The sequence below is a fragment of the Streptomyces sp. NPDC015532 genome (assembly GCF_043078065.1).
Taxonomy (GTDB): domain Bacteria; phylum Actinomycetota; class Actinomycetes; order Streptomycetales; family Streptomycetaceae; genus Streptomyces.
This window is the reverse complement of record NZ_JBIBSY010000002.1, coordinates 751,739-767,411: the sequence shown is the minus strand read 5'-3', so window position 1 is coordinate 767,411 and position 15,673 is coordinate 751,739. Positions and strand designations below refer to the sequence as shown.

Below are 15,673 nucleotides of genomic sequence, written 5' to 3'. Positions count from 1 at the left end.
CCGCCTCAAGAGATCGGATGCCGGCCAAGCGTTCACCATTTCGGTGGCCTGGTCAGCTCACGACGCGCGGGCGGGGCACGGACGCGGTACGAGCGGAGTCCCTGGGTAACCGGATCTGTGCCGCACGCGTATGGGACGTACTGCTCGTGGGCGGTGGCACAGGGCGAGAGGTACTCAGGAGCGTCCTGAGTGACACGCCCCGCGCCCCGTTCGAGGCAGTCGAGGAGAGGCGTCGATGTCTGCGCAGTCCGGGTCCGAGTCCGTTCGACAGGAGCACGGTGCGGTGGAAGGAACGGGCGTACACGGCTCCGGTCCCGACCCGGCGGACGCTGTGGAGACGTCTCGGGAGGCTCCCCAGGAGCCACCGCGTCGAGATCCGCGCCGCGGGCGCGGACGGTCGTGGGTGACGGTGGGGTTCGGTCTGGGCCTGGGCGCGAGTCTGGCGTGGCTCGCTGTTCAGACCGTTCTGCGGGTCAGCTCGATGCTGACCTTGCTGCTGCTGGCCGTGTTCATCGCCATCAGTCTGGAACCGCTCGTCGTGTGGTTCACGCGCAGAGGTCTGCGGCGCGGCTGGGCCGTCGCGATCGTGCTGACGGGGTTCATCGTGGTAATCGGCGGGTTCCTGGCTCTGGTCATTCCGCCGGTGGCCAAGGAGATGTCCTCAGTGGTCGACGCGGTGCCCGGCTGGTTGCAGCAGGTTCACGACCACCAGTCGGCGATCGGCCGTCTGGAGGACCGCTACCACCTGGTCGAGAAGGCCAAGCAGCAGATCGGCTCGGGAGACGGGGCGACCGGCCTGGCGGGAGGTGTCCTGGGCGCGGGCCAGATGGTCCTGAGTACCCTCACGTCCACGGCGATCGTGATCACGGTGACCCTGTACTGCATGGCGGCCCTGCCGGCCATCAAACAGTTCTGCTACCGCTTCGTGGCCGCGAGCCGGCGCGAACGCGTCGAGGGCGTGGCCGAAGAGATCATGAGCCGGATAGGGAAGTTCATGCTCGGCAACCTCGTCACCTCGGGGATCGCCGGCCTGGCGACCTTCGCCTGGTGCGCCGGCACCGGCGTCCCCTACGCCGCCGCCCTGGGCATCTTCACCGCCCTGATGGACCTGATCCCGATCGTCGGCTCCACTCTGGCCGGTATCGTCGTCAGCCTTGTCGCGCTGTCCGTGTCCCTGCCCATCGCGATCGCGACCGCGGTCTTCTACATCGTTTTCCGGGTCGCCGAGGACTACCTCATCGTGCCGAGGGCCATGAAGTTCGCGGTCGACGTCCACCCGCTGGTCACCGTCCTCGCGGTGCTGGTCGGTGGCGCGCTCCTCGGCATCATCGGCGCCCTCGTCGCCATCCCGGCGGCCGTCGCCGTCGGTCTGGTCCTCGACGAGTACGTGTTTCCCGCGAAGGAGCGGAAGTGAAGGCGCGCCCGCGTCTTCGCCGGCCTTGGGGGCACCCGTCGGCCCCGGGGCCCGGCCGATCAGCCCGGCCAGGACGGGCACGACGCGACGAGGAGTTCGGCGTCCTCGTAGCCGTATGTGCGGTGGCCAGAGCCAGGTACACCAACCGCTTGTGCCCCGACAGGGGACCGGAAGAGCCTCGCCTTGACCGTGGTGTGCTCGCAGTCGAGCCGCTTGCGAACCGGTGATACTGACACCGACGGGCCATAGTGGATGGGTGGGCCGTTTCCGCGAGGTTCTCCGATGGGGCTCGACGGACGATCGAGGCGCTCCACCGCTCCTCCTCGTCGCGTCCCGTCGTGCGGTGTGGACGAGGGGCACTGCCCGGCTGAGGCCCCGCCGTCTCGGTGTGTCCGGCCGATCGCACCGGCGGGATGCGACCGGCCGCGGCACCGTCGTGACACGGGGAGACCAGGTGTTGTCCGGAGGAAGGCGCTGATGAGCACACGTGCCGACGCCGCGGGCCGTCAGGGTGAGCCAGGTGCGGCTCATGGCGCCCGACTGGTGGTGGACGCCCACGGGGTCGTGGTCGAGTGGAGCCCACAGGCGCAGGCACTCCTTGGCTACACGGCCGAGGAGATGGTGGGACGCCAGGTGACACGCGTGGTGACCGGCGAACACGCCGACCCGGATGCTGCCGAGGGAACGAAGCCTGCCCGTGAACGCGCCGTTCGCCACCGGTCCGGGGACCGGCTCGACGTCCGCATCCAGGTGCAGCCCATGGCGGATGAAGACGGTGCCATGCGCTGGTCGGTGCTTCTGGCGCCGGCGGGTTTTGACCGGCCAGAGATTGACAGCGCGGTTCTGAGGGCGGTGCTGACCCAGTCCCCACTCGGTCTTCAGGTTCTTGATCCCGACCTGAGGGTCGTGAGGTTCAACACCGTCGCGCCCGGGCTGCGGGGCATGCCTGCCACCGAGGTCGTCGGCCGACTGGCACGCGAGGTGGCGCCGGGTCTGGTCGACGAATCGCTGGAGCGGATGCTGCGGAACGTCCTTGAGAGCGGCCGGCCTGTCATCGAAGCCGAGCATGTCGGGCGGCCCCCATCCGACCCCGATCATGAGCACGTCTACTCCGTCTCGCTCTTTCGCCTCCAAGACGGGACAGGAGGCACCCTCGGCGTGCTCGCCGCGTCGACCGACATCTCTGAGCGGCATCAGGCCCGCGCGGGCCTGAACCTCCTCCTCGACGCGAGCACACGCATCGGCACCACCCTGGACGTCATGACAACGTGCGGGGAACTGGCCGAGGCCTCCGTACCCCAGCTCGCCGACATCGCCGCCGTGGACATCCTCGACGACGTCCTGGAAGGTCAGAATCCGCCGTCCGGCCCAGTGAGCGCCGACGCCGTGCTGCGACGCGCGGCCTTCCAGTCCGTCGAAGGGGCGACCGCGGCCGTGGCCTACCAAGTGGGAGACGTCAACCTGTTCTATCCCCGCTCCTTCCGTGAATGCCTGGCCGACCTGCGGCCCCGCCTGACGCGGCACCTGGAGATCGACAACGACTGGGCCACCCACGACGCCCGCCGCGCCGAGCTGATCCGCCGGACCGGGGCCCACTCGCTCATCGTCGTACCGCTCACCGCCCGCGGAGCCGTCCTCGGGCTGGCCAGCTTCTACCGGAGCACGACACCCGACCCCTTCGACGAGGACAGCCTCGCCCTCGCGGCGGAACTCGGCACCCGAGCCGCCGTGTGTATCGACAACGCCCGCCGGTACACCCGTGAACGCACCGCCGCACTCATCCTGCAGTCCAGCCTGCTGCCACAGGTGCTCCCGGCCCACAACGCCGTCGACGTCGCCCTGCAGCACCTGTCCGCCACCGCCGCAGGAGACTGGTACGACGTGATCCCGCTGTCCGGCGCGCGCGTGGCCCTCGTCGTCGGACACGTGCCAGGACACGGCATGCACGCCGCCGCCGCCATGGGCCGACTACGCACCGCCATCACCACCCTGGCCGCCCAGGACCTGGCCCCCGACGAACTGCTCGCGGCCCTGGACGACCTGGTGACAGGCCCCGCCCGCGACGCCGCGCCCACCCCCGACACCCACCCGCCCCACGAACAGGCGATCGGCGCGACCTGCCTGTACGCCGTCTACGACCCGATCTCCCGGCACTGCACGCTGGCACGCGCAGGCCACCCCGCCCCCGTCATCGCATCCCCCCGCGGCACGGTGAACATCCCCGACATCCCCGCCGGACCGCCCCTGGGAAGCGGCCGGACACCCTACGAAACGACCGAGCTGGAACTCCCCGAGGGCAGCACGCTCGCTCTCTTCACCACCAGCCTCATCAACACCCAGGGCAGCGATCCGCAACACGGCCTGACCCAGCTGCGCCGTGTTCTCGCCAACCCCCTTCCCACACTCCAGGACACCTGCGACGCCGTCATCCGCGCCCAGAATCCGGCCACCACACCCGACGACGATGTCGTCCTGCTGCTGGCCCGCACCCGCGCCCTCGACACCGACCGGGTCGCTTCCTGGACCCTCCCCAACGACCCCGCCGTCGTCACCACCGCCCGCAGCCTCACCAGTCGCCAACTGAGTACCTGGGGCCTGCAGGACCTTGACTTCACCACCCAGCTGATCGTGAGCGAACTGGTCACCAACGCCATCCGCTACGCCACCGGACCCATCCAGCAACGCCTGATCCGGGACCGCGCCCTCATCTGCGAAGTCACCGACGACAGCAGCACCGCCCCCCACCTGCGCCACGCGGATCTCACCGACGAGGGCGGCCGCGGGCTCTATCTGGTCGCGCAGCTGACCAACCGGTGGGGCACTCGCTTTGCCGTACGAGGCAAGACCATCTGGGCGGAACAGGCCCTGCCGTAAGCACCCCGCCCTCCCCATCCGGGTCAAGGGGGAGGGCGGTGCTGGAGCGCGGTGGCCGGGGGCGGGTCAGCGGGTGACGGTGACCCGGTGCTCCTTGAAGGCGGCGCAGTTGGAGCCGGTCACCTGGACGTACACGTTGTTGATCTGGCCGCCCCAGTCGACGCAGTGGCCCTTGCCGTACACATAGGCCGGCCCCGCGTACGAGGTGTACCGCCCGTAGTCCTGGGCGCCCTCGTCGGTGTCGGGGACGTAGATCCATGTGGACATGTCCACGGCGGTGCCCGGGTTCTGGCGGATGGTCGCGACGCAGTTCTTTCCGTTCGCCGCGTTGTACGTCAGGTAGACGGTGCCCAGGGAGGCGACGGGAGCGGAGTTCACGGTCTTGTAGGCGCTTCCGCAGACCTTCTGCGGTGTGGTGTTGGGCGCGGCCGAGGCGGGCGCCGCCAGAGCGGTCGTGGCCCCCAGCGCCAGGGTGGCGAACGCGGCCGCCGTCAGAACGGAACGGTTGAATCGCATATTTCCCCCTTGTGATCTTTGGAGATGTTTGCTCCTGCCTTCTGTGACTCGCGGGGCGTCGGAACGGTTGTGCACCGGCCGCAAAAGATGTGCGGCCCGTACGTCCGGCCGCGCTCAGGCCCGCATCCACGGGAAGGGGCCCCGGCCGACGACGACTGGGACCCCGCGTCCTGACCGTCACCCGAACTCCGGGCCGAACGCGCCTGTTCGGCCCGGCGACGGGCGCATCACACCCGCCCCACGACGCCTGAGCTGCCACTTTTCGGCACGGTCGAATCTCGTGGACGGTCGTCGTGCTCACACGCACGCTTACTTCCATCACGACCACCACTCACCTCGGGAGAGACGTCATGCGCACCCATCGCTTCGCTGCTCTGTGCAGCACCGCCGTGCTCGCCGTCGCAGGCATGCTCGCCGGCGCCCCCTCCGCGAGCGCTTCGGCCGCCGAGAACAACTGCAACTACATCGCCGACTCCGCGCGGCCCACGGTCCACCCCGGCGACAACAGCACTGCCGTCAAGCAGGTGCAGTGCCTCATCGACTACTACAGCAAGTACGCGGACTGGCTCGACGTCGACGGGGACTACGGCCAGGCGACCCTGCGGGGCGTGTACTGGGTGCAGACGTGTAACGGCACCACCGGCGGTGCCGACGGCATCGTGGGCCCCAGCACGTGGTCCCGCCTCTACACGCCCAAGCCCGCCTGCGCCCTGTAACAGCGGCCTCGCGTTCCACCGCCCGCCCGCCCGCGCCTCCGCCTTCCGAGGCGCGGGCGGGCGGACCGCGAACACCCCACAGGAGGAATCACGCGATGACGGACCCGGACCCGCGGGCCGCAGACCCCCAGAGGGCGGACCCCAGGCCGTCCCCAGTACCCCGGCGCGTGTTCCTCGGCGCGCTCGGAGCCGCCGCCGCGTTGAGCGTGGTGGCCGGCCCGCCCTCGGCGGCCGCGGACTCCGCCGCGTACACGCTGCTGTCCCGAGCCGCATGGGGCGCGGACGAGACACTCCGCTACGCCGACGGTACGGAGATCTGGCCGCCCGAGTACTACCCGCTCCAGACCCTCACCGTGCACCACACCGACGACGGCAGCAGCGATCCCGACCCGGCCGCGGTGGTCCGGGCGATCTACCGCAACGACACGGTCGGCAAGGGCTACGGCGACATCGGCTACCACTTCCTGATCGACCGGAACGGCCTGGTGTACGAAGGGCGTTGGTCCGGCACCGACGGCACGGCCGCACACGACCCCGCGGGCCGGCTCGTGACCGGCGCGCACGTCCAGAGCTACAACACGGGCAACATCGGGATCGCCCTGCTGGGAACGCTGACGACCACACCCCCGTCGTCCGCCGCCCGCACCGCGCTCGTGCAGCTCCTGGCCGACCTGGCCGCACGGCACGCGCTCACCCCCACGGGCAAGGTGCTCTACCTCAACCCGGTCAGCGGGGTCAGCCGCGTCGCGCCGGTCATCGGCGGCCACCGCAACTGGGCGGACACCGACTGCCCCGGCACGGTCTTCACCGACCTGCCCGCCATACGCCGGGAGGTCGCCGCAATCGTCTCAGGATGACCGGTCCGGCCCACACGGCGTCAATTGAGCCGTACGTGACCCGAGTTGACCCGTTCCGGTCTTTGCCTTCACGGGGGCGGCGCGGCATTGTCGGCCGCATCGGGGAAAAACAGGCGTGGGGGGACCGTGCTGCGTATCCACTTCACCACGGAGGATCTCGCACGAACCCGCCTTGCCGCCAGACCCGACCCCTTGTGGGAGATCGCCGCCAGCCTGCACCGGTTGCAGTCGCAGCTGGGACGCTGGGCCCACGCCGCCTGGTACCGCGACGCCCGCGACGCCATCGCCACCCAGCAACTGGGCGCCGAGGTACGCAAACTGCTCTTCCCGCTGTTCCCCCGCGCGACCTACTTCCCCGACTTCCTCACCCCGGCCGAGGCGAGTCGCGGACTGGACAGCGGACTCGACGCGATCCTCGACACCCCGCCGGCCAGGGTCCATCACGAGATCGGTCTGCTCGCCCAGGTCAGGAACGTCCCCGCGGACATGTACCGGCTGGCCGACAACGACGTACGCGCGGACCTGGTCGCGGTGCTGCGCAAGTACCACAACGCCGTCATCGCCCCGTACGTCGACCGCATGCAGGCCCGCGTCGACGCCGAGTGCGCCCGCCGGGGACGCGACCTGCTGCACGGCGGAGCCGAGGCGCTGCTCGGCGCGCTGAGGCCCGCCATGCGGTGGAAGGCCCCCGTCCTGGAGGTCGAGTACGGGGGAGGCCTGGACCGGGACCTGTACCTGGACGGCCGCGGACTGCTCCTGATCCCCTCCTACTTCTGCTGGCAGAAGCCGGTCTCCTTCGCCGACCCGGACCTGCCGCCCGTCCTGCTCTATCCGCCGGTGCCGTCCGGTCCCGCGCCCCAGACCCGCCCGGCCGAGGCATCGTTGTCGGCCCTGCTCGGACGCACCCGCGCGGCGATACTGCGCACGGTGACGCACGGCGCGACCAACTCCGAGATAGCCCGTGCCGTTTCGGTGTCCACGGCCAACGCCAGCCACCACACCACGGTCCTGCGCGACTCGGGACTCATCACCAGCCACCGGCACGCGAACACCGTCCTGCACACCCTGACCCCCGTCGGCGCGGCACTCCTGCGCCTACCCGACCAGGACCGCCGCGGCACCTTGCAGAACAGCTGACGGCCCGAAGGGCACCGGTCGGACGGGGTGAGCTGCGCGGTCCGTCACCGCACGGCAGTGGCCCGGGGATCGACCTCACAGCGCTCGATCTCGTCCACGGGCACGCTGACAACGGCCACCCGGAGCTTCGCTCTGCCCTTCGCGGGCACCAGCACCTGATCGTAGGTCTCACTCATGGTGAAGCCGGACGCGTCCTTGTAGCCGATCTTCACGCCGAAGAGGCCCTCGCGCCCGTTCGGATTCCTGACCACGACGATCGCGTCCGGATCGTCCGCGTCCGCGCAGTGTGTGAGCACGGCGGTGCCGTCCTTCAGGGGCCGGGCGGGAGCGACGGAGGGCGACGCCGTGGGGGTGGAACTCCCGGTCGGCCGCGAACCCTTCGTGCCGCCGCTTTCACCGGCACTCGGCTCGGAGCCGGTACCGGCGGCGCTGCCGGACCTTGCGCTCGACGCAGGCTTCGGAGCGGACTCCGCTGTGCCCGGCTTCGTAGCACCGCATCCGGACAACGCTATGACTGCCGCCAAAACCACTCCGGCGGTCATGTGCACCCGCTTGATCACGTCACTCTTTCGAAGAACGAAGCCGCAGGATCGATTCCAGGACGGCCGCGCTGGTCAGCGCGTGCAGAGGCTACCAGCGGGCGCGGATCCGGAACCGGCCGCGTGAAGCGACAACATGATCATCACGGCCTCGGCCGAGCCCTACGGAACTGCCCGAACGGAACTGCCCGTGCAGCCTGTCGACGTGGCGCCGCTCAGGACATTTGTAGGGCTCCTTGTGTGACACCCGTACTGCGGTATGTGTGCCTCTTGACCCTGCACCATGCCTGTCGGCCTCCGTAGCCTTGCGGCATGTTCACATCTCACAAACCAGGACCGGACGACGCCTGGGAAGGCATCGTCGAGGACAAGTCGCGGGGCATGCTCGACGGCGCGAACATGTACCACTTCGTCACGGTGAGGCGTGCGGACGGCCAGTCCATGAAGGTGCGCATCGACCGCCGGCTGTGGAAGTCGATCGAGGTCGGTGACCGCATCGTCAAGGAGCCGGGAAGCGGCCCGGCCAAGGCCTGACCCCGCGAGATGGGCATCGAGCCGGCATGGAGTACGAACGCGCCGCCGAGGAGATGACCCCGGGCACCTGGCCGCCGTCACCGACGACGCCCGCGGCGCACCTGTGCACCACGCACCGGAACACCGCGCGAGGCGAATCGATTCGACATGATCTATTCGGCAGATTTGCGTGAAAGTCGCACAAGTATGGTGCCTGGAGGGCAATATGGCCTGATCTTCCCTGAACCACGCATCAGAGGCCGAGCCATGACCAGACCGCAGTCCCCGCCTGATCCCTACGCGAGGCCGCAGCGCCCGGTCCCCGGCGACTCCCACCGCAGCGCACTCGTCGTGGCCCTGATCGGCGCCGCGGCCACGATCGTCGCGGCCCTGATCGGACTGTTCGTGCAGCTGAGCGGCGATGTGGAACAACGCGCCTCCGGTCCGTCGCTCGGCGGCGCGGCACCCGCCTCCGAGACGGCCGGCGTACCCGACACCTCCGCGGCTCCCCGCAGCTCGCTTCCGCCGAGCACACCCGCGGCGCCCGCCGGAGCCGACGGAACCCCGGCCGCCCCGACCCCCACCACGGCGACACCCGTCGGCCTGCCGGAGGAGTTCCTCGGACGCTGGCAGGGCTACGCCGAGGAGACCGACGCCGCCAGAACCGACCACTACCGCGTCACCGTCGAGCTCGACCAGGGCACCCTGCGAGGGAAGGTCGGCAGCGTCCACTACGCGATGGAGTCCTCCGACTGCTACGGCACCGTGACCCTGACCGCGGTCGGCGGCACGGACCAGGTCACCCTCGGGGAGAGCATCCAGTCAGGCAACTGCGTCACGAACGGCCGCATCACCCTGACACTGCGCCCCGGTGACACGGTGGATTTCGCCTACGAGTCGACCAAACGGGACGGCACCCGGCAGTCGGTGAGGGCGGGTCTGGAACGCGTCGCCTGACCCGGCGGGGACGGGTACGCCTGAGCGCTCCAAGGGGGCCGGGGGTGAGGGCCGGGGTGCGCGGCGTCTCCGCGAGGCACCGTGCGGCGGTCCGCCGTGACAAGCTGTGCTTCCCACTGCCCGTACCAGGAGGTCACCATGGCTGCAGAGTCTCCCTTGCCCGAAGAGCCGGCGGACGACGAGAACGCTTCCCTCTCGCCCGACGACGATGCCCAGGACGACCTGAAGCGCAAGTTCCGGGAGGCTCTGGCGCGCAAGCGTGGCGTGCAGGCGGACGCCGCCGTCACCGCGAGCACCAACACGTCGAAGGTCCACGGCGCGCACGGCCCGGCAGCGAGTCAGCGCTCGTTCCGTCGAAAGAGCGGCGGCTGAGTCGTAACGGCCTCACGACGGGACTCGACAGCGTCAGGCGAATTCTGGCGCTGTCCCGTTGAGCCGCGACCGACGACGACATCGAGCGGTCCGCCCCTGGGCAACGACGCTGAACCGGCCGACTCGGCCGGAAACCTGGCTGAACGACGAGCCGGCGAGTCGGTCTGCGGCAAAACTTCGCGGCATAGCGGCACGATCCGCCCCCCGAAACGTACCTGCCGGGGGTCGACGGCCGTCCCTTTGTCAGCCTGCGGGCCTCCGGCGGCGTACAGGGCGCGGGCCTATCAGGCCGTGCCGTCGGCTTGAGCCTCCTTCTTCGAGGCCCGCAGGCTGGTGAAGGTCGTCACCGCGAGGACCAGGAAGATGAAGGCGAGCGAGAAGGGGATGCCGATCTCCGGGACCGGTACCCCGGACTCGTGCAGGGCGTGCAGCACGAGTTTGACGCCGATGAAGCCGAGGATGATCGCCAGCCCGTACGTGAGGTGGACGAGCCTCTTGAGCAGGCCGCCGATGAGGAAGTACAGCTGGCGCAGGCCCATCAGGGCGAACGCGTTGGCGGTGAAGACGATGTACGGCTCCTCGGTCAGTCCGTAGATGGCCGGGATGGAGTCCAGTGCGAACAGCAGGTCCGTGGAGCCGATCGCGAGCATGACCACCAGCATCGGGGTCATCACGCGTCTGCCGTTCTGCCGGACCCACAGCTTGGTGCCGTGGTAGCGGTCGGCCACCCCGAAGTGCCGTTCGACGGCCTTGAGCAGCTTGCTCTCCTCGTACTCCTCGACGGCGTGGCCCGTGCGGGCGTCCTGGAGCAGCTTCCACGCGGTCCAGATCAGGAAGGCCCCGAAGACGTAGAAGACCCAGGAGAACGTAGAGATCATCGCGGCGCCGAGCGCGATGAAGATCGCGCGCAGGACCAGCGCCACGAGCACACCGACCATCAGGACGCGCTGCTGATAGAGGGAGGGCACGGCGAATTTCGCCATGATCAGGACGAACACGAAGAGGTTGTCGACGCTGAGGGACTTCTCCGTGATGTACCCGGCGAAGAATTCCCCCGCAGGACCGGTCCCCGAGAAGACCAGCAGCCCGATGCCGAACACCGTGGCCAGGGCGACCCAGACCAGGCTCCAGATGCCGGCTTCCTTGAAGGAGACGTCGTGCGGTTTGCGTCCGATGAAGAAGTCCGCGCCGATGAGAACGCACAGGGCCGCGATGGTCAGCGCCCACACGTCAAAGGAGACGTCCATGGTTCCTCCGGGCCGGGTCACAGGAGTCAGGAGCCCCGGCGAACGGGACCACTGTGCGCAACCTAGACCGAGGACCGGGAACGCACGTGTGCACCGCACCGGGCAGGCCGGGTCCGGTACCCGGCCGGACGGGAATCCTGAGGCGCTCCACGCGCGGCACGGGTCTTCCGCAACATCGCGCCGGTCGGCCGGCGCTGTCCGGACGTGATGGCGGCTGTCGCCGTCGAGGGTGTCGGGAGCGTTCTCCTCCGGGACGGTCCCTTCCCCGGAAGCGGCAAGGGAGCGGTTATCCCTGGCCGTGTCGTGCTGACCCGGTTCGGCACCGGCCGCGTATCCGGTCAGGTGATGGGCCGTCGAGTTCCCGACCGATTCCGGTTCGGAGACAGCGCCCTCTACTCGTCGGTCGCCGTATGCGAGGCGGGCGGCCAGAGAGTGAGCAGGCGACACAGGTACTCGTCAGCCGCCCAGCTCCTGAGACGATGGTGACAAAGCAGGTGCACCCCCTGGTCGGCGGCCCACCGCGTGTCCTCGTCGGTGAACTCCTCGACACTGATCACCAGTCGGGCTGTGGGTCCATGGCCGAACTGCACCGCATGCCACTGGGGAGCCGCGTCCCCCAGCGAGGTGGGGCCTGTATGCACGGCGATCTCGAGCGTTTCCTGACCAGGGGGCCAGGCGAACACCCGAGGTCTGCCCTCCCGGGTCTCGGAGATGACGCGCCAGAACCCCTCCCGCAGCAATATCCTTTCTGCCGCCTTCGCGAGCCCCCATTCGTCCAACCTCGTGAGTTCCCTCGGCTTGTAGACGCCGTCGCGCCGGCGGAGATGCCGCATGAACGGCACCGACAAAGCGACGAACGGCAGGACGAAGAGCATGGAGGCCGGGTGGCCGAACCGGGCATCGATGTCGTGGAAGAGCCCCGTCGGGACGACAAGGGCGAAGGCCACGATGAAGGCCCCGCCGAGGAATTTCCCCACATCCCGCAAGGTGAGCCGGCTGGTCCCTTTCAGCCGCGTCTCCAGCCGCTCTTGCTGACGGACAGCCCGACGTGTCCCCGGCACAGGAGGGCGCAGCCGTCTCAGCACTGTCTTGTTCACCCGCACCACCGCTCAGTCCGCACAGCAGGTCCTGGGGCGCTGGGCGGTCGTGAAGAGCGGTCGTGAAGAGAACGCCGTTGTTCACCCGGAGCGCGCCTGTGGCGAGAACGACTCGCCACTGAATTCCCCCAGGTCCGATCTCAGCAGCAGGCCGTTCACCGCAGTCGCACAGTGTGGCAGCGGTCCGGGCATCCGGGTTCAGGATGAAACGAATGTGACCGATAGTTCCAACTCGCTTGGACCATCAGCCCTTTTTTGGGGCTACGGATGATCTGTTTCGCCGGCCGTCCGGGCACTGGTAGGCACGGACCGAATTTCGCACGCCGGAACCGACCTCATCCGATTTCTGAGGAGGGGATCCAGGTCGGGTGGGGTCAGGGCGGAGGCTGCGGCCCGGGTCGGCACAGTGGAGACGGGCGTGCCACGACCCGCCGGTGAGCGGGCTCCGCGGTTGCCTCGTTGAGCGTCGTCGGAGCGCATCCGACCAGTGAACCGGTGTGATGGTCCCGCGACCAGCGAGCCCACCACGGTCGTGTCAGAGCCCCTTCGCCTTCGTCCGACAGCGCGGCAAGAGCATCGACCTGAGCGCCGGTCAGGTTCACGTCCGGGTGATCAGCCATTCCACGATGTCCCGTGAGGTCCGGCGGATCGGCCGCCGGTCTGTGGTCCGCGGAAACCGCAGGTCGCGCCGCTAAGCTGCTTCGGTGCGCACGGTTGAGGTCTTGTTGGACGAGGCGGCAGATCTCGCGGTCCGGGCGGCTTGGCGGCGGCTCGCGGACGCGGGTCTGCCCAGTCAGGCACGCCATCGCTCACCGACCAACAGCCCGCACCTCACGCTGGCTTCCTGTCCCGAGCTGACCGCTCCGATCCGCTGGGAGCTCGGCGAGGTGGCCGCCGCGCTGCCCCTGGACGTGCGGGTTTCCGGTGTGGTCCGTTTCGAGCGGCCCACCTCGGTGCTGGCCTGGGCCCTTGATGTCGATTCCGCCTTGGCCGGCCTGCACGGCCGGGTGTGGGACGCGGTCGCCTCGGACAGCCCACCCGAGACCCTCAACCCCCTCCACGACCCCACACACTGGAGCCCGCACATCACCCTCGGCCGTTCCCGGCGGGCGGGCGTGTTCACCGACCGGCGGATCCCCGCTCTGCTGCCGGCGCCGCCGTTGTCGGTCCGGCTCACCACTCTGCGCAGTTACGACACCGAGACGGGTGCTGTGGAGGTGCTGGAACCCCGTTCCTGAGGCGGCTGTGCCCCTCGGTGATCGGTGTACGCCGATGGGGTGGCCCGAGTCGACGTTGTCGGTGGACGACCGGGCGGGAGGCGTCGGTTCGCGCGGACAGGGCGGCGTGACCATCGAGCAGACCGACCTACGGCCCGGGAACGTCGTGTTCGGATTTCGGAGGTACGCATCGCCATGCGAGGCCGGCGGCGGTCAGGTAGGCGAGTGCGCCGATGGCCATGCTGACGCGGATTCCCTGGCCGTAGGTGGTGGCGGTGGCGAGGAGGGTGCCGCCGAGGGCGACGCCTGTGGCGCTGCCCACCTGGCGGGCGGTGTTGAAGAAGGCGGAAGCCGTCCCTGAGTAGTCCGGTGGTGCGGCGCCCATGACGGTGGAGGTTGTGCCGGTGAGTGCGAAGGAGGTGCCGAATCCCGCTGCCATCATGGGGAGGATGAGCAGGGCATAGGCGGGTTCGGCTCCTGCTGCGGTCCAGCTCGCCAGGCCAGCGGAGGCCACCAGCATCCCGGTGATCACCAGGGGCCGGTCTCCGGTGCGGCGAGCGAGTCGGGCCGACACGACGGAGGCGAACATCGTCATGGCGACCGCGGGGAGCAGCGCCACCCCGGTTTCGAGCGCGCTGAAGCCGCGCTGGTGCTGGAAGTACAGGCTGGCGGTGAACACCATGGCGTAGAAGCCGAAGTTGAACAGCAGGCCGATGGCGGCACCGCCGCCCAGTGCGCGGGAACACAGCAGGTCCAGCGGGACGGCGGGAGATCGCGCGAGCCGCTCGCGAACGACGAAGGCGGCGGCTGCCAGGACGGACAGGCCGGCCGCGGCGAGGACGGCCGGTGCGGTCCAGCCGCGTCGTCCCGCCTCGTTGAGTGCGGCCGTCAGGAAGGCCACGGCGGTCACCACCGCACACTGCGCGGGCCAGTCGATGGCGCGCGAGACCAGTCGGGGGGAGTTCTCCACATGGCGCAGCGTCAGCACCAGGCAGACGACGCCGACGGGCAGATTGATCAGGAACACCCATCGCCAGCCCACTGTGGAGACGAGGAGTCCGCCCAGCAGCGGTCCGGCCGAGGCCGCGATGCCAGCCATGGATCCCCACAGGCCGAAGGCTCTCGAACGAGCCGCCGGAGCGTGATACGCCTGCCGGAGCAGCGCCAGTGACCCGGGCACGATCAATGCCGCGCCCAGTCCCTCCACCAGACGGGCCGTGGTGAGGAAGGGAGCGTTGGGAGCGAGGGCGCAGGCGGCGGAGGACAGCGTGAACACGGCCACGCCCGTGCAGAAGATCCGGCGGTTTCCCCATCGGTCACCCATTGCGCCGCCCAGCAGCAGAAAGCCGGCGAACACCAGGGTGTATCCGTCGGTGATCCACTGGATGCCCGTGACGGAAGCCGACATCTCCCGGCCGATCACCGGCGCCGCGACGCTGACGACGGTGACGTCGAGGATCACCATGAAATACCCGGCGCACACAGCGAGCAGTGGGGCCAAGGACTGCTCATTGTCGCGCCTGCCGGGTCGGCCGGGGGAGGTGGAGGCTCCCTCGTCGACCGGTTCTGCGAACGCCATACGCTCGGCCCCATCCTGTACAGAATTGGATGAAGGCCACAATAATTGGGAGACAGTGACATATCCCGTTCCGCGCGTGTGGCGCACGGTGTTGGTGGGGCGTAGCACGGTGCAGGGCTTGACGGGTGAGGTCTGATGTCGTGTCATCGCGAGAGGAGCAACAGCGAGGGGTGAGATGGTGGTTACCGAGGGGAACGAAGGGCGTGACGCCGAGTCCACGCGCGACAACGCGCGCCCACAGCCCAAGGCTCCGAAACGTCCACGGGATCAAGGCGGTTGGGCTGCGGACAACGTACCGGTGATCGTCTTGGCTCTCATCGTCCTGGTGCTGGGGATCGCGGGCATGGCGTCCAACGACAGCGTCACCTGCCCCGGCGGAGCCACGAGCTGCGGCATTCCCTGAACCGCGCCACCGCATCCCCACGCCGGCCGCCTGATGGTCAGGGTGAGGGCGCGCGCCGGTAGAAGCGCGCTGGACGGCAAAAGGAGCTTGAGGTTCCCTCACTTCTCCGTGATAAAGCCCACCGCGTGCCATTCATGCTCATAGTGGAGCAAAACACTCACTCGGTGATGTGTGCACACCAGGCAGACAGTAGTTTTGCGACTTCTTGATCATTCTCTGACCATCTGACCAAGGG

Annotated in this window: 14 protein-coding genes; 9 read left to right on the top strand and 5 right to left on the bottom strand. The window is 69.2% G+C overall.

The genetic code is table 11. The features are described 5' to 3' along the window. Positions 1 to 403 precede the first annotated feature (403 nt). Together ACF07B_RS10055 and ACF07B_RS10050 are read left to right on the top strand one after the other, a co-directional pair. Positions 404 to 1,414, top strand: a complete 1,011-nt coding sequence (locus ACF07B_RS10055; RefSeq protein WP_392178514.1) for an AI-2E family transporter — start codon at positions 404 to 406, stop codon at positions 1,412 to 1,414. 477 nt (positions 1,415 to 1,891) lie between these two features. Next, entirely contained in the window at positions 1,892 to 4,288 is a 2,397-nt protein-coding gene (locus ACF07B_RS10050; RefSeq protein WP_392178513.1) for a SpoIIE family protein phosphatase, read from the top strand. 66 nt (positions 4,289 to 4,354) lie between these two features. On the opposite strand, the gene ACF07B_RS10045 is transcribed toward ACF07B_RS10050, so the two are convergent. Next, positions 4,355 to 4,804: a spore-associated protein gene (locus ACF07B_RS10045; RefSeq protein ID WP_369479963.1), complete on the bottom strand. Its 450-nt coding sequence runs from the start codon at positions 4,802 to 4,804 to the stop codon at positions 4,355 to 4,357. Positions 4,805 to 5,154: 350 nt separating this feature from the next. Here ACF07B_RS10045 and ACF07B_RS10040 point away from each other — a divergent pair, with 350 nt between their 5' ends. The 3 genes from ACF07B_RS10040 to ACF07B_RS10030 all read left to right on the top strand — a co-directional run bounded on the left by ACF07B_RS10040 (position 5,155) and on the right by ACF07B_RS10030 (position 7,514). Beyond that, positions 5,155 to 5,520, top strand: coding sequence for a peptidoglycan-binding protein (locus ACF07B_RS10040; protein ID WP_384236805.1), 366 nt, complete (start codon positions 5,155 to 5,157; stop codon positions 5,518 to 5,520). Between the two features lie 95 nt (positions 5,521 to 5,615). Continuing rightward, complete coding sequence (locus ACF07B_RS10035) at positions 5,616 to 6,377, top strand: peptidoglycan recognition family protein (RefSeq protein WP_392178512.1); 762 nt, start codon at positions 5,616 to 5,618, stop codon at positions 6,375 to 6,377. 126 nt (positions 6,378 to 6,503) lie between these two features. Further along, the gene (locus ACF07B_RS10030) at positions 6,504 to 7,514 is read left to right on the top strand and encodes an ArsR/SmtB family transcription factor (RefSeq protein ID WP_392178511.1); all 1,011 of its coding nucleotides are present in this window, start codon (positions 6,504 to 6,506) and stop codon (positions 7,512 to 7,514) included. A 44-nt stretch (positions 7,515 to 7,558) separates the two neighbouring features. Here ACF07B_RS10030 and ACF07B_RS10025 read toward each other — a convergent pair whose 3' ends face one another. Beyond that, complete coding sequence (locus tag ACF07B_RS10025; protein ID WP_392178510.1) at positions 7,559 to 7,810, bottom strand: hypothetical protein; 252 nt, start codon at positions 7,808 to 7,810, stop codon at positions 7,559 to 7,561. A gap of 555 nt (positions 7,811 to 8,365) precedes the next feature. Here ACF07B_RS10025 and ACF07B_RS10020 point away from each other — a divergent pair. The 3 genes from ACF07B_RS10020 to ACF07B_RS10010 all read left to right on the top strand — a co-directional run bounded on the left by ACF07B_RS10020 (position 8,366) and on the right by ACF07B_RS10010 (position 9,895). Further along, positions 8,366 to 8,587 (top strand): hypothetical protein, encoded by a 222-nt coding sequence (locus ACF07B_RS10020; protein ID WP_392178509.1) that lies wholly within the window; start codon positions 8,366 to 8,368, stop codon positions 8,585 to 8,587. Between the two features lie 246 nt (positions 8,588 to 8,833). Then, complete coding sequence (locus ACF07B_RS10015; RefSeq protein WP_392178508.1) at positions 8,834 to 9,523, top strand: hypothetical protein; 690 nt, start codon at positions 8,834 to 8,836, stop codon at positions 9,521 to 9,523. Between the two features lie 138 nt (positions 9,524 to 9,661). Further along, positions 9,662 to 9,895, top strand: a complete 234-nt coding sequence (locus tag ACF07B_RS10010; RefSeq protein ID WP_392178507.1) for a DUF5302 domain-containing protein — start codon at positions 9,662 to 9,664, stop codon at positions 9,893 to 9,895. A gap of 284 nt (positions 9,896 to 10,179) precedes the next feature. On the opposite strand, the gene ACF07B_RS10005 is transcribed toward ACF07B_RS10010, so the two are convergent. Both ACF07B_RS10005 and ACF07B_RS10000 read right to left on the bottom strand, forming a co-directional pair. After that, positions 10,180 to 11,142 carry a TerC family protein gene (locus ACF07B_RS10005; RefSeq protein ID WP_392178506.1) on the bottom strand — a complete coding sequence of 321 codons (963 nt, stop codon included), beginning with the start codon at positions 11,140 to 11,142 and terminating at the stop codon, positions 10,180 to 10,182. Positions 11,143 to 11,534: 392 nt separating this feature from the next. After that, entirely contained in the window at positions 11,535 to 12,239 is a 705-nt protein-coding gene (locus ACF07B_RS10000) for a hypothetical protein (protein ID WP_392178505.1), read from the bottom strand. A 704-nt stretch (positions 12,240 to 12,943) separates the two neighbouring features. Between ACF07B_RS10000 and ACF07B_RS09995 the strand changes: the two genes are divergently transcribed. Further along, a complete protein-coding gene (locus ACF07B_RS09995) occupies positions 12,944 to 13,477 on the top strand; it encodes a 2'-5' RNA ligase family protein (RefSeq protein ID WP_392178504.1) in 534 nt (177 codons plus the stop codon). A 127-nt stretch (positions 13,478 to 13,604) separates the two neighbouring features. Here ACF07B_RS09995 and ACF07B_RS09990 read toward each other — a convergent pair whose 3' ends face one another. Further along, positions 13,605 to 15,035 (bottom strand): MFS transporter, encoded by a 1,431-nt coding sequence (locus ACF07B_RS09990; RefSeq protein ID WP_392178503.1) that lies wholly within the window; start codon positions 15,033 to 15,035, stop codon positions 13,605 to 13,607. Positions 15,036 to 15,673: the final 638 nt, after the last annotated feature.

Bases quoted from the DNA above. Each gene is read 5' to 3' on its own strand.
- ACF07B_RS10050 (WP_392178513.1), top strand. From the start codon at position 1,892: ATGAGCACACGTGCCGACGCCGCGGGCCGTCAGGGTGAGCCAGGTGCG.
- ACF07B_RS10045 (WP_369479963.1), bottom strand. From the start codon at position 4,804: ATGCGATTCAACCGTTCCGTTCTGACGGCGGCCGCGTTCGCCACCCTG.
- ACF07B_RS10040 (WP_384236805.1), top strand. From the start codon at position 5,155: ATGCGCACCCATCGCTTCGCTGCTCTGTGCAGCACCGCCGTGCTCGCC.
- ACF07B_RS10035 (WP_392178512.1), top strand. From the start codon at position 5,616: ATGACGGACCCGGACCCGCGGGCCGCAGACCCCCAGAGGGCGGACCCC.
- ACF07B_RS10020 (WP_392178509.1), top strand. From the start codon at position 8,366: ATGTTCACATCTCACAAACCAGGACCGGACGACGCCTGGGAAGGCATC.
- ACF07B_RS10015 (WP_392178508.1), top strand. From the start codon at position 8,834: ATGACCAGACCGCAGTCCCCGCCTGATCCCTACGCGAGGCCGCAGCGC.
- ACF07B_RS10010 (WP_392178507.1), top strand. From the start codon at position 9,662: ATGGCTGCAGAGTCTCCCTTGCCCGAAGAGCCGGCGGACGACGAGAAC.
- ACF07B_RS10005 (WP_392178506.1), bottom strand. From the start codon at position 11,142: ATGGACGTCTCCTTTGACGTGTGGGCGCTGACCATCGCGGCCCTGTGC.
- ACF07B_RS09990 (WP_392178503.1), bottom strand. From the start codon at position 15,035: ATGGCGTTCGCAGAACCGGTCGACGAGGGAGCCTCCACCTCCCCCGGC.